General features: G+C 59.4%; 15 protein-coding genes, 2 tRNA genes and 3 rRNA genes. 9 read left to right on the top strand and 11 right to left on the bottom strand.

What is annotated here, in order from left to right:
- Window positions 1-17: 17 nt before the first annotated feature.
- A complete protein-coding gene (locus tag KHO49_RS04620; RefSeq protein ID WP_213664680.1) occupies window positions 18-983 on the bottom strand; it encodes a 2-oxoglutarate and iron-dependent oxygenase domain-containing protein in 966 nt (321 codons plus the stop codon).
- Between the two features lie 65 nt (window positions 984-1,048).
- Window positions 1,049-2,131, bottom strand: a complete 1,083-nt coding sequence (locus tag KHO49_RS04625; protein WP_123391172.1) for a BMP family ABC transporter substrate-binding protein — start codon at window positions 2,129-2,131, stop codon at window positions 1,049-1,051.
- A gap of 327 nt (window positions 2,132-2,458) precedes the next feature.
- Between KHO49_RS04625 and KHO49_RS04630 the strand changes: the two genes are divergently transcribed.
- Window positions 2,459-3,547 (top strand): calcium:cation antiporter, encoded by a 1,089-nt coding sequence (locus tag KHO49_RS04630; RefSeq protein ID WP_102881913.1) that lies wholly within the window; start codon window positions 2,459-2,461, stop codon window positions 3,545-3,547.
- On the opposite strand, the gene KHO49_RS04635 is transcribed toward KHO49_RS04630, so the two are convergent.
- The 3 genes from KHO49_RS04635 to KHO49_RS04645 form a co-directional block, all read right to left on the bottom strand.
- Entirely contained in the window at window positions 3,544-4,551 is a 1,008-nt protein-coding gene (locus KHO49_RS04635) for a formylglycine-generating enzyme family protein (protein ID WP_258010430.1), read from the bottom strand. The two genes, KHO49_RS04630 and KHO49_RS04635, sit on opposite strands and share 4 nt — an antisense overlap.
- 111 nt (window positions 4,552-4,662) lie before the next feature.
- Window positions 4,663-6,021 carry an 8-oxoguanine deaminase gene (locus KHO49_RS04640; RefSeq protein WP_213664681.1) on the bottom strand — a complete coding sequence of 453 codons (1,359 nt, stop codon included), beginning with the start codon at window positions 6,019-6,021 and terminating at the stop codon, window positions 4,663-4,665.
- 205 nt (window positions 6,022-6,226) lie between these two features.
- Complete coding sequence (locus tag KHO49_RS04645; RefSeq protein ID WP_102863041.1) at window positions 6,227-6,910, bottom strand: SDR family oxidoreductase; 684 nt, start codon at window positions 6,908-6,910, stop codon at window positions 6,227-6,229.
- Window positions 6,911-7,095: 185 nt separating this feature from the next.
- On the opposite strand from KHO49_RS04645, the gene KHO49_RS04650 reads away from it, so the two are divergent.
- Window positions 7,096-7,533: a hypothetical protein gene (locus KHO49_RS04650; protein ID WP_110595509.1), complete on the top strand. Its 438-nt coding sequence runs from the start codon at window positions 7,096-7,098 to the stop codon at window positions 7,531-7,533.
- Here KHO49_RS04650 and KHO49_RS04655 read toward each other — a convergent pair.
- The 6 genes from KHO49_RS04655 to KHO49_RS04680 form a co-directional block, all read right to left on the bottom strand.
- The gene (locus KHO49_RS04655; RefSeq protein ID WP_213664682.1) at window positions 7,530-8,456 is read right to left on the bottom strand and encodes an ABC transporter permease; all 927 of its coding nucleotides are present in this window, start codon (window positions 8,454-8,456) and stop codon (window positions 7,530-7,532) included. The genes KHO49_RS04650 and KHO49_RS04655 overlap by 4 nt on opposite strands.
- Entirely contained in the window at window positions 8,456-9,562 is a 1,107-nt protein-coding gene (locus tag KHO49_RS04660) for an ABC transporter permease (protein WP_102881908.1), read from the bottom strand. The genes KHO49_RS04655 and KHO49_RS04660 overlap by 1 nt, the downstream gene beginning before the upstream one ends.
- Window positions 9,563-9,573: 11 nt before the next feature.
- Window positions 9,574-11,139 carry an ABC transporter ATP-binding protein gene (locus tag KHO49_RS04665; protein WP_213664683.1) on the bottom strand — a complete coding sequence of 522 codons (1,566 nt, stop codon included), beginning with the start codon at window positions 11,137-11,139 and terminating at the stop codon, window positions 9,574-9,576.
- 531 nt (window positions 11,140-11,670) lie between these two features.
- Entirely contained in the window at window positions 11,671-12,252 is a 582-nt protein-coding gene (locus tag KHO49_RS04670) for an IMPACT family protein (protein WP_213664684.1), read from the bottom strand.
- Window positions 12,253-12,257: 5 nt separating this feature from the next.
- A complete protein-coding gene (locus KHO49_RS04675; RefSeq protein WP_102863047.1) occupies window positions 12,258-12,926 on the bottom strand; it encodes a TetR/AcrR family transcriptional regulator in 669 nt (222 codons plus the stop codon).
- Between the two features lie 366 nt (window positions 12,927-13,292).
- Complete coding sequence (locus KHO49_RS04680) at window positions 13,293-14,213, bottom strand: LysR family transcriptional regulator (RefSeq protein WP_102863048.1); 921 nt, start codon at window positions 14,211-14,213, stop codon at window positions 13,293-13,295.
- Window positions 14,214-14,337: 124 nt separating this feature from the next.
- On the opposite strand from KHO49_RS04680, the gene aptA reads away from it, so the two are divergent.
- The 7 genes from aptA (at window position 14,338) to rrf (ending at window position 23,082) form a co-directional block, all read left to right on the top strand.
- Window positions 14,338-15,687, top strand: coding sequence for an omega-aminotransferase AptA (aptA, locus tag KHO49_RS04685; RefSeq protein ID WP_213664685.1), 1,350 nt, complete (start codon window positions 14,338-14,340; stop codon window positions 15,685-15,687).
- Between the two features lie 74 nt (window positions 15,688-15,761).
- Window positions 15,762-17,255 carry a CoA-acylating methylmalonate-semialdehyde dehydrogenase gene (locus tag KHO49_RS04690; protein ID WP_102863050.1) on the top strand — a complete coding sequence of 498 codons (1,494 nt, stop codon included), beginning with the start codon at window positions 15,762-15,764 and terminating at the stop codon, window positions 17,253-17,255.
- A gap of 627 nt (window positions 17,256-17,882) precedes the next feature.
- Window positions 17,883-19,421: ribosomal RNA gene (locus KHO49_RS04695) — 16S ribosomal RNA — on the top strand.
- A gap of 123 nt (window positions 19,422-19,544) precedes the next feature.
- Window positions 19,545-19,621, top strand: a tRNA-Ile gene (locus KHO49_RS04700).
- Window positions 19,622-19,631: 10 nt separating this feature from the next.
- Window positions 19,632-19,707, top strand: a tRNA-Ala gene (locus tag KHO49_RS04705).
- Between the two features lie 221 nt (window positions 19,708-19,928).
- Window positions 19,929-22,820: ribosomal RNA gene (locus KHO49_RS04710) — 23S ribosomal RNA — on the top strand.
- A gap of 146 nt (window positions 22,821-22,966) precedes the next feature.
- Window positions 22,967-23,082, top strand: a 5S ribosomal RNA gene (gene rrf, locus KHO49_RS04715).
- The 16S, 23S and 5S rRNA genes sit together here with 2 tRNA genes alongside, the layout of an rRNA operon.
- Window positions 23,083-23,217 lie beyond the last annotated feature (135 nt).

Here is a 23,217-nt window from a genome sequence, read left to right on the forward strand (position 1 = left end):
CCTGACCGAGTGGGCGATCAGGCCTGCTCCAGCTCCCGGCGATAGGCGTAGGTATCGGCAAAACGCGAGAGCAGGAATTCGGCGCAGGTGGTCAGCGGATACTGGGCCGGATGCTCCGCGTCCTGGCAGCCGGGCAGGCATTCGATGCGGGTGTCCGGGTGCGGTTCGGCGAAGAACGGCATCGAGTAGCGGTCCACCCCCAGCGGGCTGATGACCCGGTGCGGAGTCGACAGGTAACGATCGTTGCTCCAGCGCGCCATCATGTCGCCGAGGTTGACCACGAAGGTGCCTGCAATGGGCGGCGCGTCGATCCATTGCCCCTGGACGTTGCGTACCTGCAAGCCACCGGCCGCGTCCTGGTAGAGCAGGGTGATGCAGCCATAGTCGGTGTGGGCGCCGGCGCCTTGCTGCTCGGTGCTGCTGGCGGTGTGGCGCGGCGGATAGTGGATCATCCGCAGCACGCTGACCGGGTCCTGGAAGCGGCGGTCGAAGAAGTCGCGTTCGATGCCCAGGGCCAGGGTCATGGCCCGCAGCAGGGTCTGGGCCAGGGCCTGCATGTCCTGGTAGTGCTGCTCCATCAGGTTTTTCCAGCCGGGCAGGTCCGGGTGGCGGTTGGGGCCGCGCAGAGGCTTGTCCGCCACTACCTCGGGATGCTCGGCGGGCAGATGCAGGCCCATGTCGAAGGTTTCCTTGAGATCGCTGGGCTTGCCCGGGTCCAACTGCTCGGTGGCGATGGCGCCGTAGCCGCGATGGTGGCGGCTCTGGGTGATGTCGATCTTGAGTTTCTCGGCGCTGGGCAAGGCGAAGAAGTGCTTGGCCATGGCCAGCAATTGCTCGATGCGTTGTGCGCTGATCGGGTGGCCCTTGATGTAGAAGAAGCCCCATTCGCGACAGGCGCGGTCGATCTGTTTGGCGACACTGTCCCAGCCTGGCTGGGCCTCCTGATACAGCGGGCTGATATCGATGATCGGCAGTTGATGCATGAAAAGGCTCCCATCCTGTTGGCGGTCCGTCGTCGCTGGCGGGTGCTCCGGCAGCGACGACCAGCTTATTTGGGGAGGTCTGCCTTCAGGCCTTCGACGTAGTAGTTCATCGAGGCCAGTTCGGCATTGCTGGCGCTGACCCCCGCAGGGATTTTTTCTGTCCCGCCCTGGTCATTGATCGGGCCGGTGAACGGGTGGAACTGGCCACTCTTGATGCTGGCGATGATCTGCTCGGCCTCGGCTTTCACCGGGGCCGGCAGCAGGTCGCTGAGGGGCAGCTCAACCGTACCTTCTTTCAGGCCGCCCCAGTAGTCCTGAGATGTCCAGCTGTGGTCCAGCACCCCTTGGGTGGCCTGGATGTAATGGGGGGCCCAGTTGTTGACGATGGAGGTCAGCACCGCCTTGGGGCCAAAGTGGGCCATGTCCGAGGCGTAGCCCACCGCATACACGCCACGGCGTTCTGCGGCCTGGATCGGCGCCGGGCTGTCGGTGTGCTGGAAGATCACGTCGGCGCCCTGGTCGATCAGGGCGTTGGCGGCGTCGGCTTCCTTGCCCGGATCGAACCAGGAGTTGACCCACACCACCTTGATCTCGGTGCCCGGGTTGTACTTGTTCAGGGCTAGCTGGATGGCGTTGATGTCGCGGATCACTTCCGGGATCGGGAAGGAGGCGACGTAGCCGATCTTCTTGCTCTTGGTCATTTTCGCTGCGAGGAAGCCGCCGACGTAGCGTCCCTCGTAGGTGCGTGCCAGGTAGGTGCCGAGGTTCTTGTCCTGCTTGTAGCCGGTGGCGTGTTCGAAGGTCACCTTGGGGAACTGCTTGGCGACTTTCAGGGTGGGGTTCATGTAGCCGAAGGAGGTGGTGAAGATCAGGTCGTAATGATCTTTGGCCATGTTGCGGATCACCCGCTCGGCGTCGGCGCCTTCGGCCACGTTCTCGACGTAGTTGGTCTTGATCTGCTCGCCGAATTTTTCCGCCAGTGCCTTGCGTCCTTGTTCATGCTGATAGGTCCAGCCGTGGTCACCGATGGGACCGATGTAGACGAAGCCGACCTTCAGCGGATCGGCAGCGCTGGCGGCGAGACTGGCACTCAGGCCGACAGCGGCGGCCAGGGCGCAGAGCAGCTTGTGCAACGGGCGTGTATGCATGAATTGGAGCTCCATCTTGTTGTGGGGGAGGACTGGGTCGGCAAGCGCTTAAGGGCAATGCAAATAGCTGACCAACAGGACAACAAAGATCGGCGTTGCGCCGGCGAGGCGGTTTCTACGGGGGCTTTGGGGCGCGCTTTTCGCTGGCAAGCCAGCTCCTACGGGGCTGGAATGTAGGAGCCGGCTTGCCGGCGAAGGGCTGTTCAAGATCCATCCCGGTGCGTGGCGCCTGAGCCTGGTGCACTGACATGTAACGAAACGTTAGTGACCCGAAGCAGTCTTTTATTCATCTCCTGTACTCGTTTTTATTTCCGTCAAAGGACTGCGATGCTCACTTCCCTCAAGCAAGAACAGTTTCTGCTGCTTGCGCTGCTGGCTGCCGTGGCCGCCTATCCCCTGGAACACCTGTTGCTCAATAGCGGCCAAGGCATTGCCCTGATGGCCGGGCTGGTGCTGATCGGCTTTATCGTCATCGCCTCGATGCGCGTTGCCCACCACGCCGAACGGCTGGCGGAAAAGGTCGGCGACCCCTACGGCACCATGATCCTGACCCTGGCCGCGGTGCTGGTGGAGGTGGTGATCCTGGCCATCATGATGAGCAACGAAGCCTCGCCGACCCTGGTGCGCGACACCATCTATTCGGCGGTGATGCTGGACATCAATGGCATCCTCGGCCTGGCCGCGTTGATGGGCGGCATCAAGCACGGCGAGCAGCCCTACAACGACGATTCGGCGCGCACCTACAGCGTGATGATCCTCACCGCCATGGGCGTGTCGATGGTGGTGCCGGAGTTCATCCCCGAGGCCGACTGGAAGGTGTATTCGGCCTTCACCATTGGCGCGATGGTGGTGCTCTATACCCTGTTCCTGCGCATGCAGGTCGGGCCGCACAGCTACTTCTTCAGCTATAGCTACCCGGAAAAGCGCCGTGCTAAAGAGGCCCAGGAACAGCCCCATGCCGTCAACCTGGCCTGGAGCATCGGCATCCTGGTGTTCGGGGTGGTGGTGATCGGCGCCCTGGCCGAGGTGATGTCCAAGACCCTTGACCTGGGCCTGGAAGGCACGGGCGCACCGCCGGTGATCACGGCGATCCTGGTGGCGGCGATTTCCGCCGCGCCGGAGATTCTCACCGCCCTGCGCGCGGCCTTGGCCAACCGCATGCAGTCGGTGGTCAACGTGGCGCTGGGCGCCTCCCTGTCGACGGTGATCCTCACGGTGCCGGTGATGGAGGCCATGGCCTTGTACACCGGCCAGCCGTTCCAGATGGCCATGACTCCGGTGCAGACAGTGATGGTGTTCATCACCCTGATCGTCAGCGCGATCAACCTCAACGACGGTGAAACCAATGCCATAGAAGGCATGACTCACTTCGTCCTGTTTGCCACCTTCATCATGCTGTCGCTGCTGGGCCTTTAAAGCGGCTGGGCTGACTGGATGGCGCAGCGAAAGCTGACACCGGGGGCATTCCAGGCCGCCAGTGCCCCCCAACGCCAACGGCGCACGGTGCTGGCCGAAGGAGAAAAGGTCGGGTCGTTGGCAAACTTGTTGTTGGCGCCGCGTTGCGCTCGATAAATGCCCGTTTCAGGCCCTTGCGGGTTCTCCACGGGAGACTCGCGATAGTAGTGTTTATCGTACCAATCGTTGACCCATTCACTGGCGTTGCCGGTGAGGTTGTAGAGGCCCAGCGGATTGGGCACAAACCTGTCCACGGCGAAGGTTTCGTTGTCGTCAGGGGCCGGGAAGTTGCGGCCGTAATCCAGATTGCCGTTGTCGGTGGCGAACATCACCGGCTGGCCGCGGTTGCGCGCCGCATATTCCCATTGCGCCTCGGTCGGCAGATCGACGCGATAGCCGCTGAGGTCTGCCAGCCAGCCACAGTAATCCTTGGCCTCTTGCCATGATCGAGAGGCCGGGGCGGGCAGGTTTTCAAGGTAGAGGTGCTTCATGTCTTCGCGTTTACGAAGTTCAGCGTCGAATGGCGGCTTGCCTTGGGCCAGGAAGAACAGATCAAAATCGCCCAAGGTGGTTTGCAGCGAGGACAGGTAATAGCTGCTCAATTTGACCGGGTGAACGAAATCGTCATCGACGTCGAGACTGATCCGCTCCATTTTTGCCGGGTCCACGCCGCAGGGCCATTGGCACAAGGCAAGTGGGTCGAAGCCATGGGGCCAACCGAAATCGCCCATCTGGAATTCGCCCCCTTCAATCAACACCATGTTGTCCAGCGAGCGGATCACTGTGTTGAGTACGGCATCGCGGTTTTGTGGGGACAGATTCGGGTATTTGCGGCTGATGGTCGAAGCAATTTCTGCCACTTTTTCAGGGGACAGCACTTTGCTGGGCGGGCCAGCAACCTCCTGTTTCTCGCAGCCTGAAATCAGCAGCGCGACGCAGAGCGCCAGTCCGTACTTTTGTTTCACGTAATGTCCCTATAGCGGTTCGTTCGAGGGCGGAAACTAACATGTTTCCTCAATCCGATTCCGCTTAAGGCGCAGGCGAGGGATCGGGTCCCTCGCCGTTGGACTCAACGATCAGCTACCAGCGATCAACTGCCGGGCCGCCTGGCTGTGATCGGCGATCAGGTTTTTCAGGTCCAGCCCTTCGACTTGGCCATCAATCACCCGCCACTTGCCACCAATCATGACCCGGTCCGCTCGATCCGCGCCGCACAACAGCAGCGCCGAAACCGGATCATGGCTACCCGAGAAACGCAGCTCATCAAGCTTGAACAACGCCAGGTCCGCCTGCTTGCCCACCGCCAGCTCGCCGATGTCGGTGCGGCCCAACAGGCTTGCCGAACCCTGGGTCGCCCAGCCCAATACGCGCTCCGGGGTGATCTTCTCGGCGCCGTAGCGCAGACGCTGAATGTACAGCGCCTGACGGGCTTCGAGGATCATGTTCGAGGCATCATTGGATGCCGAGCCATCCACGCCCAAGCCAAGCGGCGCCCCCGCATCGGTCAGTTCGATACTGGGGCAGATGCCGGAGGCCAGGCGCATGTTCGAACTCGGACAATGGCAGATGCCGGTGCCGGCAGCGCCCAGGCGGGCGATTTCATCCGGGTTGAAGTGGATGCCGTGGGCCAGCCAGGTACGCGGACCGAGCCAGCCGACGCTGTCCAGGTAATCCACGGTGCGCAGGCCGAAGCGCTGCAGGCAGAAGTCTTCTTCGTCGAGGGTCTCGGCGAGGTGAGTGTGCAGACGTACATCGAGTCCGTTGGCCAGTTCGGCGCTGGCCGACATGATTTCCGGGGTCACCGAGAACGGCGAGCACGGCGCCAGGGCAATCTGGATTTGCGCGCCGTCGCCACGCTCGTGGTACTGGTGAATCAGGCGCTGACTGTCGTCGAGAATCACCTGGCCTTCCTGCACGGTCTGTTGCGGTGGTAGGCCGCCGTCCTTTTCGCCAAGGCTCATGGAACCGCGGGTGAGCATGGCGCGCATGCCCAGTTCACGCACGCTTTCGACTTGTACGTCGATGGCGTTTTCCAGACCGTCCGGGAACAGGTAGTGATGGTCGGCGGCGGTGGTGCAACCGGAGAGCAGCAGTTCGGCCAGCGCCACTTTGGTGGCCAGGGCGAGTTTTTCCGGGGTCAGCCGCGCCCAGACCGGGTACAGGGTCTTGAGCCAGGGGAACAGCGGTTGGTTGACCACCGGCGCCCAGGCCCGGGTCAGGGTTTGGTAGAAGTGATGGTGGGTGTTGATCAGGCCCGGCAGCAACACGTGCTCGCGGGCATCGAAGACCTGTTGGCAAGGGCTAGCAGGCTGTTGGCTCAGGCCCAGGACTTCGACGATCAGACCGTCTTGCACGACCAGGCCGCCACGGGCGTCGAGGGCATTGCCGGTGAAGATGGCCAGGGGATTTTTTAACCAGGTACGGGTCGCAGGCATGGTGGCCGGCTCCTCTGAAAGTGGGTTCAGGTTAGCCAGCTCAGTGTTGCCCTGTCTGCTGATCCAGGGTCGCCGCAAGGGGCGAGGTGCGCAGTCTAGCGAAAGATGTGCCGGGGGACAAAACTTGCGGTTTGCCCCCCCGTTGCAGAGCCTTGGCCGCGCTGTGCAAGCGCTGCCAGGGGCATCGGTTACAGAGGTTGCGGGCTTACCAGGGGATGGTTTCGCCCTTGTAGTTGACGAAGTGATGGCCGCCCTTGCCGGTGTAGGCGTTGATCTGGGCGATCAGCCCACGGGTGCTGGTTTGCACGTCGATGTCGGCGCCTTCGCCGCCCATGTCGGTCTTTACCCAGCCCGGGTGCAGCGAGAGCACGGTCAGCTTCTGTTGCAACTGGGTCACGAAACTGTTGGTCATGGAATTCAGCGCCGCCTTGCTGGCCTTGTACAGCGCCAGCTCCGGAGCGTCCGGCATGGTCACGCTGCCTAGCACCGAACTCATGAACGCCAGCACGCCGCTGTCCTTGCGGATCTGCCCGACAAAGCGCTGGGCCAGGTTGATCGGCGCCACCGCGTTGGTGAAGAACAGCTGGCCGACTTCGGCCAGGGTCGCGTGGCCCGGCAGCTGGTTGTCCGGGCCCTTGACCCCGGCATTGACGAACAGCAGGTCGAACACCTGGTCCTTGAGTTTCTGGCTCAGGGCGATCACCGCTTGCTGATCGTCCATGTCCAGTTGTTCGATCTGCACCTTGCCCAGGGCCTGCAGGGCCTCGGCCTTGTGCGGGTTGCGCACGGTGGCGGTGACTTGCCAGCCGTCTTCCAGCAAGCGTTGTACCAGGCCGAGGCCCAGGCCCCGGGAGGCGCCGATGATCAGTGCGGTTTTTGCCGTGGACATGATGAGGTTCCTTGATAAATGAGGATCACGGATTCAATGGACAGGCTTGTCCCAGCCGCAGTTGCAGCTCGTGGCGCAACTGGCCCAGTTCTCCGATGCACATGCATGGGGCTCGAAAGGGCTTGACCCTGGAGCATACTCCAGGCTTTAGCCTGCGCGCTCCTTGAGTTGATGGAGCACTTCCTATGTGGACGACCGAACACTACCGAAAATTGGTCCGCGCCAGCGGCTGGTACGACTTGCTGGTGACGCTGGCCTTTGTCACCCCCTGGAGCTTCATGGCCCTGCACGAGTTGCTGCAGGGCGCGGTCCAGGCCTTCAATCTGCCCGGTAGCCTGCCTCCGTTCGAGCCGATGCACCTGCTGATGGCCAACCTCATGGGTTCGATTGTCTGCGTATGGTCGGTGCTGCGGATTCGTGATCCGCAGCAGGCGTTTGGTCGTTATGACGCGGTGGGGCGCCTCCTGTTTGCCACCTGGCTGGGGTACGCCCTGATGCACGGCGCCACGGCATTGATCGCGGTGTTCCTGGTTTTCGAGCTGGCCTGGTGTGTGGCGCAGTTGCTGCCGGTCAAAGGCGACGTCGGCAAGCTGGCTCCAGCCGGGCGTGCGCCGGTCATTTAATGCCCCGCCTGCCACGGCTGCCCCAGGGAAACCGGTGCGTACAAACGGGTGCGCAAGGCGTCGCGCGATAGCAGCACCAGCACCAGGATGGTGGCGGCATAGGGCAGCATCGCCAGCAGGTTGGAGGGTATCGCCAGCCCCAGGCCCTGGGCCACCAGATGCAGGATGCTCGCCAGGCCGAACAGGTAGGCGCCGAGCAACAGTCGCCACACGCGCCAACTGGCGAACACCACCAGGGCCAGGGCAATCCAGCCGCGGCCGGCGCTCATGTTCTCGGCCCACATCGGGGTGTAGGCCAGGGACAGGTAGGCCCCGGCCAACCCGGCCATGGCACCGCCGAACAGCACCGCGAGCGTGCGCACCCGCAGCACCGGCAGGCCCATGGCGCTGGCGGCGTCGGGGTTTTCGCCGACGGCCTGGATGATCAGGCCAACCCGGCTCTTGAGGATCACCCAGGCCACCAGGGCGAACAGCGCGAAAGACAAGTACACCAGCAGATCCTGGGCAAACAGCATGCGGCCGATCAGCGGGATGTCGCTGAGCAATGGCAGCGCCAGCGGTTCGAACCCGGCCAGTGGCTTGCCGACCCAGGCCGCACCGACAAAGCTAGACAGGCCGACCCCGAAGATGGTCAACGCCAGCCCGGTAGCCACCTGATTGGCGTTGAACAGCAGAGCCACCAGGGCAAACAGCGCCGAGAGCAGCATTCCCGCCGCCATTGCCAGCAGCACGCCAAGCCATAAATGGCCGCTGTTGAGGGCGACGATAAAACCTATCACCGCGCCGAACAGCATCATGCCTTCCTGGCCGAGGTTGAGGACGCCGCTCTTTTCACAGATCAGTTCCCCCAGGGCCACCAGCAGCAAGGGCGTGCCGCAGCGCACCATGGCGTAGAGAATATTGCTCAGCAGATCGATATCCATTACAGGGCTCCGGCGGTTGCGCTGAGGGGCGTGTCGCGGCGTGCCCAGCGCAGGTTCAGGCGCGGCCGATAGAGAATCAGTACGTCACAGGCCAGGAGGAAGAACAGCATCATGCCCTGGAACAACTGGGTAATGGCCTGGGGCAGGTTGAGGCTCATCTGCGCGCTTTCGCCACCGATGTACAGCAGGGCCATGAGCAGGCTGGAGAACAGGATGCCGATGGGGTTCAAGCGTCCAAGAAAGGCCACGGTGATCGCCGCATAGCCGTAGCCGGGGGAGACTTGCGGCACCAGTTGGCCGATGGGGCCGGTGACTTCACAGACCCCGGCCAGCCCTGCCAGGGCGCCGCTGATCAATAGCGCCAGCCAGATCAGGCGCTGCTGGCGAAAGCCGACGAAACCTGCGGCGCGGGTGTCCAGCCCGAGGACCTTGATCTGGAAACCGACGAAGCTTTTCTGCAGCAGTACCCAGACTGCCACCAGGGCCAGCAGGGCGAAATACACCCCGGCGTGGACCCGACCGTCTTCCATCAACTGTGGCAAGCGGCTGGCGTCGCCGAACATCGCCGACTCGGGGAAGTTGAACCCGGCGGGGTCCTTCAATGGGCCGTGTACGCAATACAGCAACAGGTTCAGGGCGATGTAGTTGAGCATGATGCTGGTAAGGATTTCGTTGGCGTTGAAGCGCGTGCGCAACCAGGCGGTGAGCCCGGCCCAGGCGGCTCCGGCCAGGGTGCCGGTGAGCAGGATCAGTACCAGCGCCCAGCGACTTTGCAACTCGATGAGGTTGACCGCCAGGGCGCTGCCGGCCAGGGCCCCGAGCAGCAATTGGCCTTCAGCGCCGATGTTCCAGATGCGGGCCCGGTAGGCCACTGCCAGGCCCAGGGCGCAGAGCAGGATCGGCAGCGCCTTGACCAGCAGTTCCGAGACGCCGTACAGGTCGCTGACCGGGGCGATCAGCAGGGTGTGCAAGGTCAGCAGCGGGTCATGCCCCAGGGCCATGAACAGCAGGGCGCCACAGCTCAGGGTCAGCAGCGCGGCCAGAAGAGGGGAACACCAGAGCATCAGGCGCGACTGGCGGCCGCGAGGTTCGAGTGAAAGCAGCATGGACGACTCCGTTAAACCGCCGGGGCGGGGGTGTAGGGGACGGCTTCGAAGTGGCCGGCCATCCAGGCGCCGACTTCGACCATTGAGGTGTCGGCGCAGGCTTTGGGCGTCGAGAGACGACCGCCGCACAGGGCAGCAATGCGATCGCTGATCTGCAGCAGTTCATCCAGGTCTTCGGAGATCACCAGGATCGCCGCGCCGGCATCGCGCAGGGCGATCAGTGCCCGGTGAATGGTGGCAGCGGCACCCACGTCGACGCCCCAGGTCGGGTGCGCGGCGATCAGCAAGCGCGGTTGCTGGAGGATCTCGCGGCCGAGGATGAATTTCTGCAGATTGCCGCCGGACAGGCTGCGGGCCGGGCTCTGGGCATCACCGGTCTTGACCCCGAAGCGCTGGATGATTTTCTCGGCCAAGGAGCGGACCTTGGCTCTTTGAATCAGGCCATTGCGGACCAGTCCCTGTTGAAAGGCGCTGAGCAGCGCATTGTCTTCCAGGTTCAGTTCCGGCACGGCACCTTGCCCCAGGCGTTCGGCGGGGACGAAGGCCAGCCCCTTTCGGCGTCTTGCATCGGGGTAGAGATGGCCGACGGCCTGGCCGGCCAGGCAGATGCGTTGGGCCTCACCGGGAGCCAGGCGTTGCTCGCCGCTGAGCAGGGCCAGCAGTTCGTCCTGGCCATTGCCGGCGACCCCGGCGATGCCGACGATTTCGCCACTGCGCAGGCTCAGGTCGATGGCCTTGAGGGAGCAGCCGAAGGGATCGGGGTTGTGCCAGCTCAACTCGCGGATCTGCAGGAATTCGGTAGCGCCGCTGACCTTGGGGTAGTCGGCGAGCAGGGCCGCCGTGTCACCCACCATCAGTCGCGCCAGTTCCTGGTTCGAGCATTCGGCCGGCCGACAGTGACCGGCCACCCGGCCGCCCCGCAGTACTGTAGCGCTGTGGCACAGCGCGCGGACTTCGGCGAGCTTGTGGCTGATGAACAGGATGCTGCAGCCCTCGGCCGCCAGCCGGCGCAGGGTGATGAACAGTTCTTCGGCCTCTTGCGGGGTCAGCACTGAGGTGGGTTCGTCGAGAATCAACAGGCGGATGTCCTGCATCAGGCAGCGCACGATCTCCACTCGCTGGCGCTCGCCGATGGACAGGCTGTGCACCAGGCGCTGGGGTTCCAGGGCCATGCCGTAGCGCTGGGACACTTCGCGGATCTTGCCTTCCAGCTGGCCCGGCGTGCCGGCCGCCGAACCCATGGCCAGGGCGATGTTTTGCGCGACGCTGAGGGTTTCGAACAATGAGAAGTGCTGGAACACCATGCCGATCCCCAGGCCGCGAGCATGGGCCGGGCTGCTGATGAGCTGACGCCGGCCTTGCCAGATCAACTCCCCCGAGTCGGCCTGGATCACCCCGTAGATGATCTTCATCAAGGTGCTTTTGCCGGCGCCGTTCTCGCCGAGCAGGGCCTGGATTTCACCTGGGGCGATGCTCAGGTCGATGGCGTCGTTGGCCAGGCAACCGGGATAGCGCTTGCTGATCTGGCGCAGTTGCAGGCGCGGAGTTTGTGCGATGGGCACAGCGGAATTTGGCATGACGGGCTCAGGGGATTGGAGTTGTTGCTGTGGATAAAGCAATTTCCTGGCCAGTAGGTCAGGAAAGCTCAGGCGCCGCCCTGGAGTGCCCCTTGAACTGTCGGAGGAGGCGGATACCGGGCACCACTTCGGGGCAAAGTGTTTGAAAGGGCTCTGTTTTTGTCCGCGGCAAACTGAGCAAAAAATGACCAGTGGCCTGCAGGCCCTGTGCCGTCAGCGGCTGGAGCAGCCTTGCACGGGTTATCCACAGCTTGCTCCACAGTATTTGTGTGCAAGCCTGGAACTTGGGCATAAGCCCGGCAGCCTTGCCTTCCAACCGCGATAAACCACTCTAACTTGCTGTTTTACGTTGCAAAAAAGTCCACTGGAGGAACTTTGGGCAAAAAATGAACAAAGCCCGCAAAGCCACGTTACAGAAGGGTTACAGCGCTATGTGCTCAGGTTATCCACAGTCGGGTGCACAGCAGATGTGGGCAACTGCGGGAGGCTCTGCCGGGTTATGCACAAGGTGCTCGGGCCGGGTTGGTGCGCTCAGCGCTGCAAGAGGATGCGTCCGCGGCTGAGGTCGGCCAACTGCTGTTGCAGGGTATCGATCTGCTCTTCGCCCAGGGCCAGTTGCAACTCCACGCCATGGGCGGTGAAGTCTTCCTGGACCAGTAGTCCGCCCAGATCGGCGATCCGCAACTTGACCAGGGCCAGCTCGCTGAAACTGCAGGCGCAGCGCAGCGGTATGCGGTTGACCAGGGCGATGCGTTCGGCGCCTTGCAGGCATTTGTTGGCACCGCCGCCGTAGGCCCGGGCCAGGCCACCAGTGCCCAGCTGGATGCCGCCGTACCAGCGGATCACCAGCACGGCTACCTGATCGCAATCCTGGGCCTCGATGGCCGCGAGGATCGGCCGTCCGGCGGTGCCGCCAGGTTCGCCGTCGTCGTTGCTGCGGTACTGATCGGCCAGCTTCCATGCCCAGCAATTGTGGGAGGCGTTGAGGTCACTGTATTGCTGGATGAAGGCTTGGGCCTCGACCGCGCTGGTGATGGGCGCGGCAAAGGTGATGAAGCGGCTTTTGCGAATCTCTTCGCGGTACTCGCAAAGGCCGGCCAGGGTAAAGGGCATGAGCGTCAGTCTTTCTGGGCGGGAGTCAGGCCACAGCCTTTGAGGATGATACGGATCAGGTTGGTGCCGGCCTCTTCGAAATCCTGCTTGGTCAGGCGGCTGCGGCCGGTGACGCGGCAGATCTGGGTGGCGAAGTCGGCGTAGTGCTGGGTGCTGCCCCAGAGCAGGAAGATCAGGTGCACCGGGTCAACCGGGTCCATCTTGCCGGCGTCGATCCAGGCCTGGAACACATTGGCCCGGCCTTGGAACCAGGCGCGGTAGTCCTGGCTGAAGTATTCGCTCAGGCATTCGCCGCCACTGATGATTTCCATGGCGAAGATCCGCGAGGCCTGTGGCTGGCGACGGGAAAATTCCATCTTGGCGCGGATGTAGCGGGTCAGGGCCTCCGCCGGGTCATCCTCGGCGGTGAGGGTGTTGAAGGTGCTGTCCCAGAGTTCGAGGATGTTGCTCAGCACCGCGATGTACAGCCCCAGCTTGTTGGTGAAGTAGTAGTGCAGGTTGGCTTTGGGCAGGCCGGCCTTCTGCGCGATGGTGTTCATGCTGGTGCCTTTGAAGCCGTGACGGGCGAACTCGTCCTCGGCGGCCTGGATGATGGCCTCTTCATTCTTCTGCCGAATGCGGCTGGCGGGTTTGCCTGGGTGAGGAGTGCTGTGGGCGGGGACTTCAAAGGTCATGGAGGTTTCCGAGCAAGTCTGTGGGTGCAACCTGTGCGTTGATAGCGCACCCAGGTTGATCAGACAAGCCTTGGCGCGACAAAAGCTTCAGCGGGCCTTCAGGCTGTGTTTTTCCGGCGCCGGATTTATGTCGTTTGGCAGGCTTTTACCTTCCGGCAGCAGGCGCATCAGCAGGGCTGCCAGGGGGTGCGGCGGTCGTTGAGTCCATGGATCAGTTCACCGCTGCGGGAAGCATCTGGCTGCAGGGCGTGGAGCTCGGGCTGAAGGTTCTAGGTGCCGAGGTCTTTGCAAAAAAGCGGTCCAGGTGCTCAGGCCATTTTGTCTGGTTGTCGATGCGGCCATGCGAGTACGGGGCTTTGCCGGTTTTTAGCGGGTCGCCGCCAGGCTCTCCAGGAAGCTTTCCAGCACCAGGTGGGGGCGCCGGCCCTTGCGTGTGACCGATGCCAGGCTCAGGTCATAAAAGCGAGACTTGGGCTTGAGCGCGCGCAACCGGCCCTGCTGCACCCAGAGGGTGGCGTAGTGGTCAGGGAGGTAGCCGATATAGCGTCCGGTGAGGATCAGGAAGGCCATGCCTTCGCGGTCGGATGCGCTGGCGGTGCAGTTCAATGCTTGATAGTGGGCCTGGATTTCCGCGGGCAGGCGGAAGGTCGGGGCAATGGCGTCCTGGTCATTGAGACGCTGATCGTCCAGTTGCTTGTCGTCCACGTAGAACAGGGGATGGCCCACCGCGCAGTACAGCAATGAACGTTCGTCATACAGCGGCTGATACTCCAATCCAGACAGGGCGCTGGCCTGGGGCACCACGCCGACGTGCAGGCGACCGTCGAGTACCCCTTGCTCGACTTCGTTGGGGGCGATCATGCGGATCTGGATCTGCACGTCCGGGCCGCGCTCCTTCAATTGCGCCAGGGCGTGGGTGATGCGCATGTGGGGCAGGGTCACCAGGTTGTCGGTGAGGCCGATGATCAACTCGCCCCGCAGGTGGCGGTGCAGGCCGTTGACCTCGGTGCGGAAGCTCTCCAGGGCGCTGAGCAGTTGCAGGCTCGACTGATAGACCTCGCGGCCTTCTTCGGTGAGGGAAAAGCCGGCGCGTCCGCGTTGGCACAGGCGCAGGCCGACCCGTTGCTCCAGATCACTCATCTGTTGGCTGATGGCCGAGCGGCCAATGCCGAGCACGGTCTCTGCGGCGGAGAAACCACCGCATTCCACAACGCTGCGAAAGATCCGCAGCAGGCGGATATCAAAGTCGCTGACTTGCGCCAGCGGGTCGGCGCGACGGCTGCTCATAGTTTAGTGGATGCCAGACTGAAGGTTATTAAAGTTGGATTTCACCGACTTTATAGCCGTGGCAACTTAGTCGCAACAACGCTTTTATTCCTACGCCGCTTCATTGCCTTGCGAGGTTTTGCTCATGAACATGCCGGAAACCGCGATTCCATCTTTGGCCAGTCAGCTCAAGCTTGACGCTCACTGGATGCCCTACACCGCCAATCGCAACTTCCAACGCGACCCGCGCTTGATCGTCGGCGCCGAAGGCAGCTGGCTGGTGGATGACAAGGGTCGCAAGGTCTATGACTCGCTGTCCGGTCTGTGGACCTGCGGCGCCGGTCACTCGCGCAAAGAGATCCAGGAAGCGGTATCCAAGCAACTGGGCACCCTGGATTACTCTCCAGGCTTCCAATACGGTCACCCGCTGTCGTTTCAACTGGCGGAAAAAATCACCGACCTGACTCCGGGCAACCTGAACCACGTATTCTTCACCGACTCCGGCTCCGAGTGCGCTGATACCGCAGTGAAGATGGTGCGTGCCTACTGGCGCCTGAAAGGCCAGTCGACCAAGACCAAGATGATCGGCCGTGCCCGTGGCTATCACGGTGTGAACATCGCCGGCACCAGCCTGGGCGGGGTCAACGGCAACCGTAAACTGTTCGGCCAGGCAATGATGGATGTGGACCACCTGCCGCACACTCTGCTGGCCAGTAACGCGTTTTCCCGTGGCATGCCGGAGCAGGGCGGTATTGCCCTGGCCGATGAGCTGCTGAAGCTGATTGAACTGCACGATGCTTCCAATATCGCTGCGGTCTTCGTCGAGCCGATGGCTGGCTCGGCTGGCGTACTGGTGCCGCCACAGGGTTATCTCAAGCGTCTGCGGGAAGTCTGTGATCAGCACAACATCCTGCTGGTGTTCGACGAAGTGATCACAGGCTTCGGTCGTACGGGGGCGATGTTCGGCGCCGACAGCTTCGGCGTAACCCCGGATCTGATGTGTGTGGCCAAGCAGGTCACCAACGGCGCCATTCCCATGGGCGCGGTGATTGCCAGCTCCGAGATCTATCAGACCTTCATGAACCAGGCGACGCCTGAGTACGCAGTGGAATTCCCCCACGGCTACACCTATTCGGCGCACCCGGTGGCGTGCGCTGCGGGTCTGGCTGCACTGGATCTGCTGCAGAAGGAAAACCTGGTGCAGAGCGTGGCTGAAGTTGCTCCGCATTTCGAGAATGCGCTGCACGGCATCAAGGGCGCGAAGAACGTGATCGACATCCGTAACTTCGGCCTGGCCGGTGCGATCCAGATCGCGCACAGGGACGGTGATGCGATTGTGCGTCCGTTCGAGGCCGGCATGGCCCTGTGGAAAGCTGGTTTCTACGTGCGCTTCGGCGGCGACACCCTGCAGTTCGGCCCAACCTTCAATAGCAAGCCGCAAGACCTCGATCGTCTGTTCGATGCGGTTGGCGAAGTGCTGAACAAGCTCGACTGATTCGATCCTTCTTATATAGAGGCAGGCATGAAGCGTTTCGTGCCTGCGCCTTCCCCCTTTTCAGGAGTCCCCGCATGAGTTTGATTCAACACCTGATCCATGGCGAACTGGTCAGCGACAACGGTCGTAGCAGCGATGTATTCAACCCTTCCACTGGCAAGGCGATTCATAAAGTGCCGTTGGCCAGCCGTGAAACCATCCAGCAAGCCATTGACTCTGCCAAATCCGCGTTCCCGGCCTGGCGTAATACGCCACCGGCCAAGCGCGCCCAGGTGATGTTTCGCTTCAAACAACTGCTGGAGCAGAACGAGGCACGCATTGCCCAACTGATCAGTGAAGAACACGGTAAGACGCTGGAGGACGCGGCTGGTGAATTGAAGCGCGGTATCGAGAACGTCGAATATGCCTGTGCCGCGCCGGAAATCCTCAAGGGCGAATACAGTCGTAATGTCGGCCCGAACATCGATGCCTGGTCCGACTTCCAGCCGTTGGGCGTGGTGGCCGGTATCACCCCGTTCAACTTCCCGGCCATGGTTCCGCTGTGGATGTACCCGCTGGCGATCGTTTGCGGTAACTGCTTTATCCTCAAACCGTCCGAACGCGATCCAAGCTCCACCCTGTTGATTGCCGAGCTTCTGCATGAGGCCGGTCTGCCCAAGGGCGTGCTGAACGTAGTGCATGGTGACAAGGCTGCGGTGGATGCGCTGATCGAGGCGCCGGAAGTCAAGGCGCTGAGTTTTGTAGGGTCGACTCCCATTGCCGAGTACATCTATGCCGAAGGCACCAAGCGCGGCAAGCGGGTTCAGGCATTGGGCGGGGCGAAGAACCATGCGGTGCTGATGCCTGATGCCGATCTGGATAACGCCGTCAGTGCTTTGATGGGCGCAGCCTATGGTTCCTGTGGTGAGCGTTGCATGGCGATTTCGGTAGCTGTGTGCGTGGGTGATCAAGTGGCGGATGCTCTTGTGACCAAGTTGGTTCCGCAGATCAAGGCGCTGAAGATTGGTGCCGGCACTTCCTGTGGCCTGGACATGGGGCCGCTGGTGACTGCCCAGGCTCGCGATAAGGTCAGTGGTTATGTAGAGGAGGGCGTCGCTGCCGGTGCGCAACTGGTGGTGGATGGCCGTGGCCTGAGCGTTGCCGGTCATGAAGAGGGCTTCTTCCTGGGTGGCTGCCTGTTCGATCGCGTCACACCTGAGATGCGCATCTATAAAGAAGAGATCTTTGGTCCGGTGCTGTGCATCGTTCGGGTCAATAGCCTGGAAGAGGCTATGCAACTGATCAACGACCATGAGTATGGTAACGGTACCTGCATCTTTACCCGTGACGGTGAAGCGGCGCGTCTGTTCTGTGACGAGATTGAAGTGGGCATGGTGGGCGTCAACGTACCGCTGCCAGTGCCAGTGGCTTATCACAGCTTTGGTGGCTGGAAGCGTTCGCTGTTCGGTGACCTGCATGCTTATGGTCCTGATGGCGTGCGTTTCTATACCCGCCGCAAGGCTATTACCCAGCGTTGGCCGCAACGTGCCAGTCACGAAGCGTCGCAGTTCGCCTTCCCTAGCTTGTAAGTAGCGAGACAACAAAGGCCGGCCCTGATGGGCCGGCCTTTGCTTTTATGGGCGTTTCTGATCGATATGACAGATTTATGAAAATAAGTGTTGACGGCAGAATCTACAGGTCTATAATTCGCCCCACTTCCGGCGCAGTCGAAACGGAAAACTCCTTGAAATTCAACGAGTTACGCGGTTTTCGGCAGCGGTTACGCTTCAGTTCATCGAAGCCAGAAGCAGTTGGTAAGGCAGTGTGTTTTCGCCTTATTAACGATTCGATCCTCTCGGTCGAAAGCGGTTAAAAAGAGGTGTTGACAGCAGCGTGTAACGCTGTAGAATTCGCCTCCCGCTAACGAGAGATCGGAAGCGCAAGTGGTTGAAGTTAAAAAGGAAACTTTGAAAACTTCTTAAAAAAATCACTTGACAGCAAATGAGGCTGCTGTAGAATGCGCGCCTCGGTTGAGACGAAAGATCTTAACCAACCGCTCTTTAACAACTGAATCAAGCAATTCGTGTGGGTGCTTGTGGAGTCAGACTGATAGTCAAAAAGATTATCAGCATCACAAGTTACTCCGCGAGAAATCAAAGATGTAACCAACGATTGCTGAGCCAAGTTTAGGGTTTTCTCAAAACCCAAAGATGTTTGAACTGAAGAGTTTGATCATGGCTCAGATTGAACGCTGGCGGCAGGCCTAACACATGCAAGTCGAGCGGCAGCACGGGTACTTGTACCTGGTGGCGAGCGGCGGACGGGTGAGTAATGCCTAGGAATCTGCCTAGTAGTGGGGGATAACGTCCGGAAACGGGCGCTAATACCGCATACGTCCTACGGGAGAAAGTGGGGGATCTTCGGACCTCACGCTATTAGATGAGCCTAGGTCGGATTAGCTAGTTGGTGAGGTAATGGCTCACCAAGGCGACGATCCGTAACTGGTCTGAGAGGATGATCAGTCACACTGGAACTGAGACACGGTCCAGACTCCTACGGGAGGCAGCAGTGGGGAATATTGGACAATGGGCGAAAGCCTGATCCAGCCATGCCGCGTGTGTGAAGAAGGTCTTCGGATTGTAAAGCACTTTAAGTTGGGAGGAAGGGCAGTTACCTAATACGTGATTGTTTTGACGTTACCGACAGAATAAGCACCGGCTAACTCTGTGCCAGCAGCCGCGGTAATACAGAGGGTGCAAGCGTTAATCGGAATTACTGGGCGTAAAGCGCGCGTAGGTGGTTTGTTAAGTTGGATGTGAAAGCCCCGGGCTCAACCTGGGAACTGCATCCAAAACTGGCAAGCTAGAGTATGGTAGAGGGTGGTGGAATTTCCTGTGTAGCGGTGAAATGCGTAGATATAGGAAGGAACACCAGTGGCGAAGGCGACCACCTGGACTGATACTGACACTGAGGTGCGAAAGCGTGGGGAGCAAACAGGATTAGATACCCTGGTAGTCCACGCCGTAAACGATGTCAACTAGCCGTTGGGAGCCTTGAGCTCTTAGTGGCGCAGCTAACGCATTAAGTTGACCGCCTGGGGAGTACGGCCGCAAGGTTAAAACTCAAATGAATTGACGGGGGCCCGCACAAGCGGTGGAGCATGTGGTTTAATTCGAAGCAACGCGAAGAACCTTACCAGGCCTTGACATCCAATGAACTTTCTAGAGATAGATTGGTGCCTTCGGGAACATTGAGACAGGTGCTGCATGGCTGTCGTCAGCTCGTGTCGTGAGATGTTGGGTTAAGTCCCGTAACGAGCGCAACCCTTGTCCTTAGTTACCAGCACGTTATGGTGGGCACTCTAAGGAGACTGCCGGTGACAAACCGGAGGAAGGTGGGGATGACGTCAAGTCATCATGGCCCTTACGGCCTGGGCTACACACGTGCTACAATGGTCGGTACAAAGGGTTGCCAAGCCGCGAGGTGGAGCTAATCCCATAAAACCGATCGTAGTCCGGATCGCAGTCTGCAACTCGACTGCGTGAAGTCGGAATCGCTAGTAATCGCGAATCAGAATGTCGCGGTGAATACGTTCCCGGGCCTTGTACACACCGCCCGTCACACCATGGGAGTGGGTTGCACCAGAAGTAGCTAGTCTAACCTTCGGGAGGACGGTTACCACGGTGTGATTCATGACTGGGGTGAAGTCGTAACAAGGTAGCCGTAGGGGAACCTGCGGCTGGATCACCTCCTTAATCGACGACATCAGCTGCTTCATAAGCTCCCACACGAATTGCTTGATTCATTGAAGAAGACGATAGAAGCAGCTTTAAGCTCCAAGCTGATAGCTCCAAGCTAACAGTTACAAGCTCGAAATTGGGTCTGTAGCTCAGTTGGTTAGAGCGCACCCCTGATAAGGGTGAGGTCGGCAGTTCGAATCTGCCCAGACCCACCAATTTTGTTATGGGGCCATAGCTCAGCTGGGAGAGCGCCTGCCTTGCACGCAGGAGGTCAGCGGTTCGATCCCGCTTGGCTCCACCATAAACTGCTTCTGAAAGCTTAGAAATGAGCATTCTGCTTGAATGTTGATTTCTAGTCTTTTGATTAGATCGTTCTTTAAAAATTTGGGTATGTGATAGAAAGATAGACTGAACGTTACTTTCACTGGTAACGGATCAGGCTAAGGTAAAATTTGTGAGTTAAATTGCAAATTTTCGGCGAATGTCGTCTTCATAGTATAACCAGATTGCTTGGGGTTATATGGTCAAGTGAAGAAGCGCATACGGTGGATGCCTTGGCAGTCAGAGGCGATGAAAGACGTGGTAGCCTGCGATAAGCTTCGGGGAGTCGGCAAACAGACTTTGATCCGGAGATCTCTGAATGGGGGAACCCAGCCATCATAAGATGGTTATCTTGTACTGAATACATAGGTGCAAGAGGCGAACCAGGGGAACTGAAACATCTAAGTACCCTGAGGAAAAGAAATCAACCGAGATTCCCTTAGTAGTGGCGAGCGAACGGGGACTAGCCCTTAAGTGGCTTTGAGATTAGCGGAACGCTCTGGAAAGTGCGGCCATAGTGGGTGATAGCCCTGTACGCGAAAATCTCTTAATCATGAAATCGAGTAGGACGGGGCACGAGAAACCTTGTCTGAATATGGGGGGACCATCCTCCAAGGCTAAATACTACTGACTGACCGATAGTGAACTAGTACCGTGAGGGAAAGGCGAAAAGAACCCCGGAGAGGGGAGTGAAATAGATCCTGAAACCGTATGCGTACAAGCAGTGGGAGCAGACTTTGTTCTGTGACTGCGTACCTTTTGTATAATGGGTCAGCGACTTATTTTCAGTGGCGAGCTTAACCGAATAGGGGAGGCGTAGCGAAAGCGAGTCTTAATAGGGCGTCTAGTCGCTGGGAATAGACCCGAAACCGGGCGATCTATCCATGGGCAGGTTGAAGGTTAGGTAACACTGACTGGAGGACCGAACCGACTACCGTTGAAAAGTTAGCGGATGACCTGTGGATCGGAGTGAAAGGCTAATCAAGCTCGGAGATAGCTGGTTCTCCTCGAAAGCTATTTAGGTAGCGCCTCATGTATCACTGTAGGGGGTAGAGCACTGTTTCGGCTAGGGGGTCATCCCGACTTACCAAACCGATGCAAACTCCGAATACCTACAAGTGCCGAGCATGGGAGACACACGGCGGGTGCTAACGTCCGTCGTGAAAAGGGAAACAACCCAGACCGTCAGCTAAGGTCCCAAAGTTATGGTTAAGTGGGAAACGATGTGGGAAGGCTTAGACAGCTAGGAGGTTGGCTTAGAAGCAGCCACCCTTTAAAGAAAGCGTAATAGCTCACTAGTCGAGTCGGCCTGCGCGGAAGATGTAACGGGGCTCAAACCATACACCGAAGCTACGGGTATCACGTAAGTGATGCGGTAGAGGAGCGTTCTGTAAGCCTGTGAAGGTGAGTTGAGAAGCTTGCTGGAGGTATCAGAAGTGCGAATGCTGACATGAGTAACGACAATGGGTGTGAAAAACACCCACGCCGAAAGACCAAGGTTTCCTGCGCAACGTTAATCGACGCAGGGTTAGTCGGTCCCTAAGGCGAGGCTGAAAAGCGTAGTCGATGGAAAACAGGTTAATATTCCTGTACTTCTAGTTATTGCGATGGAGGGACGGAGAAGGCTAGGCCAGCTTGGCGTTGGTTGTCCAAGTTTAAGGTGGTAGGCTGGAATCTTAGGTAAATCCGGGGTTCTAAGGCCGAGAGCTGATGACGAGTTACCTTTTAGGTGACGAAGTGGTTGATGCCATGCTTCCAAGAAAAGCTTCTAAGCTTCAGATAACTAGGAACCGTACCCCAAACCGACACAGGTGGTTGGGTAGAGAATACCAAGGCGCTTGAGAGAACTCGGGTGAAGGAACTAGGCAAAATGGCACCGTAACTTCGGGAGAAGGTGCGCCGGTGAGGGTGAAGGACTTGCTCCGTAAGCTCATGCCGGTCGAAGATACCAGGCCGCTGCGACTGTTTATTAAAAACACAGCACTCTGCAAACACGAAAGTGGACGTATAGGGTGTGACGCCTGCCCGGTGCCGGAAGGTTAATTGATGGGGTTAGCTAACGCGAAGCTCTTGATCGAAGCCCCGGTAAACGGCGGCCGTAACTATAACGGTCCTAAGGTAGCGAAATTCCTTGTCGGGTAAGTTCCGACCTGCACGAATGGCGTAACGATGGCGGCGCTGTCTCCACCCGAGACTCAGTGAAATTGAAATCGCTGTGAAGATGCAGTGTATCCGCGGCTAGACGGAAAGACCCCGTGAACCTTTACTATAGCTTTGCACTGGACTTTGAATTTGCTTGTGTAGGATAGGTGGGAGGCTTTGAAGCGTGAACGCCAGTTTGCGTGGAGCCATCCTTGAAATACCACCCTGGCAACTTTGAGGTTCTAACTCAGGTCCGTTATCCGGATCGAGGACAGTGTATGGTGGGTAGTTTGACTGGGGCGGTCTCCTCCTAAAGAGTAACGGAGGAGTACGAAGGTGCGCTCAGACCGGTCGGAAATCGGTCGTAGAGTATAAAGGCAAAAGCGCGCTTGACTGCGAGACAGACACGTCGAGCAGGTACGAAAGTAGGTCTTAGTGATCCGGTGGTTCTGTATGGAAGGGCCATCGCTCAACGGATAAAAGGTACTCCGGGGATAACAGGCTGATACCGCCCAAGAGTTCATATCGACGGCGGTGTTTGGCACCTCGATGTCGGCTCATCACATCCTGGGGCTGAAGCCGGTCCCAAGGGTATGGCTGTTCGCCATTTAAAGTGGTACGCGAGCTGGGTTTAGAACGTCGTGAGACAGTTCGGTCCCTATCTGCCGTGGACGTTTGAGATTTGAGAGGGGCTGCTCCTAGTACGAGAGGACCGGAGTGGACGAACCTCTGGTGTTCCGGTTGTCACGCCAGTGGCATTGCCGGGTAGCTATGTTCGGAAAAGATAACCGCTGAAAGCATCTAAGCGGGAAACTTGCCTCAAGATGAGATCTCACTGGGATCTTGAATCCCCTAAAGGGCCGTCGAAGACTACGACGTTGATAGGTTGGGTGTGTAAGCGCTGTGAGGCGTTGAGCTAACCAATACTAATTGCCCGTGAGGCTTGACCATATAACACCCAAGCAATTTGCGAACTCGAAAGAGACCAGATTGCGGTGTGTGAAGACGAAACAAACCGAAAGTTTGCACAACACACAAATCTATTACATACCCATTCGCTGGCACGTTGCATCAGCAACGGACTGGCTACCGAATTTCTTGACGACCATAGAGCGTTGGAACCACCTGATCCCATCCCGAACTCAGAAGTGAAACGATGCATCGCCGATGGTAGTGTGGGGTTTCCCCATGTGAGAGTAGGTCATCGTCAAGATTAAATTCCGAAACCCCAATTGCGAAAGCAATTGGGGTTTTGTTTTTGCGCGGAGAAAAGCTGCAGCGGTTTCTCTTGTGCTGTTTGCTCGCTCCGGCTGCCACCACCCCGTGACAGTGCTAAGGTTCCGGCCTA

The sequence above is a fragment of the Pseudomonas sp. RC4D1 genome, from assembly GCF_018390395.1.
GTDB classification, from domain to species: domain Bacteria; phylum Pseudomonadota; class Gammaproteobacteria; order Pseudomonadales; family Pseudomonadaceae; genus Aquipseudomonas; species Aquipseudomonas danubii.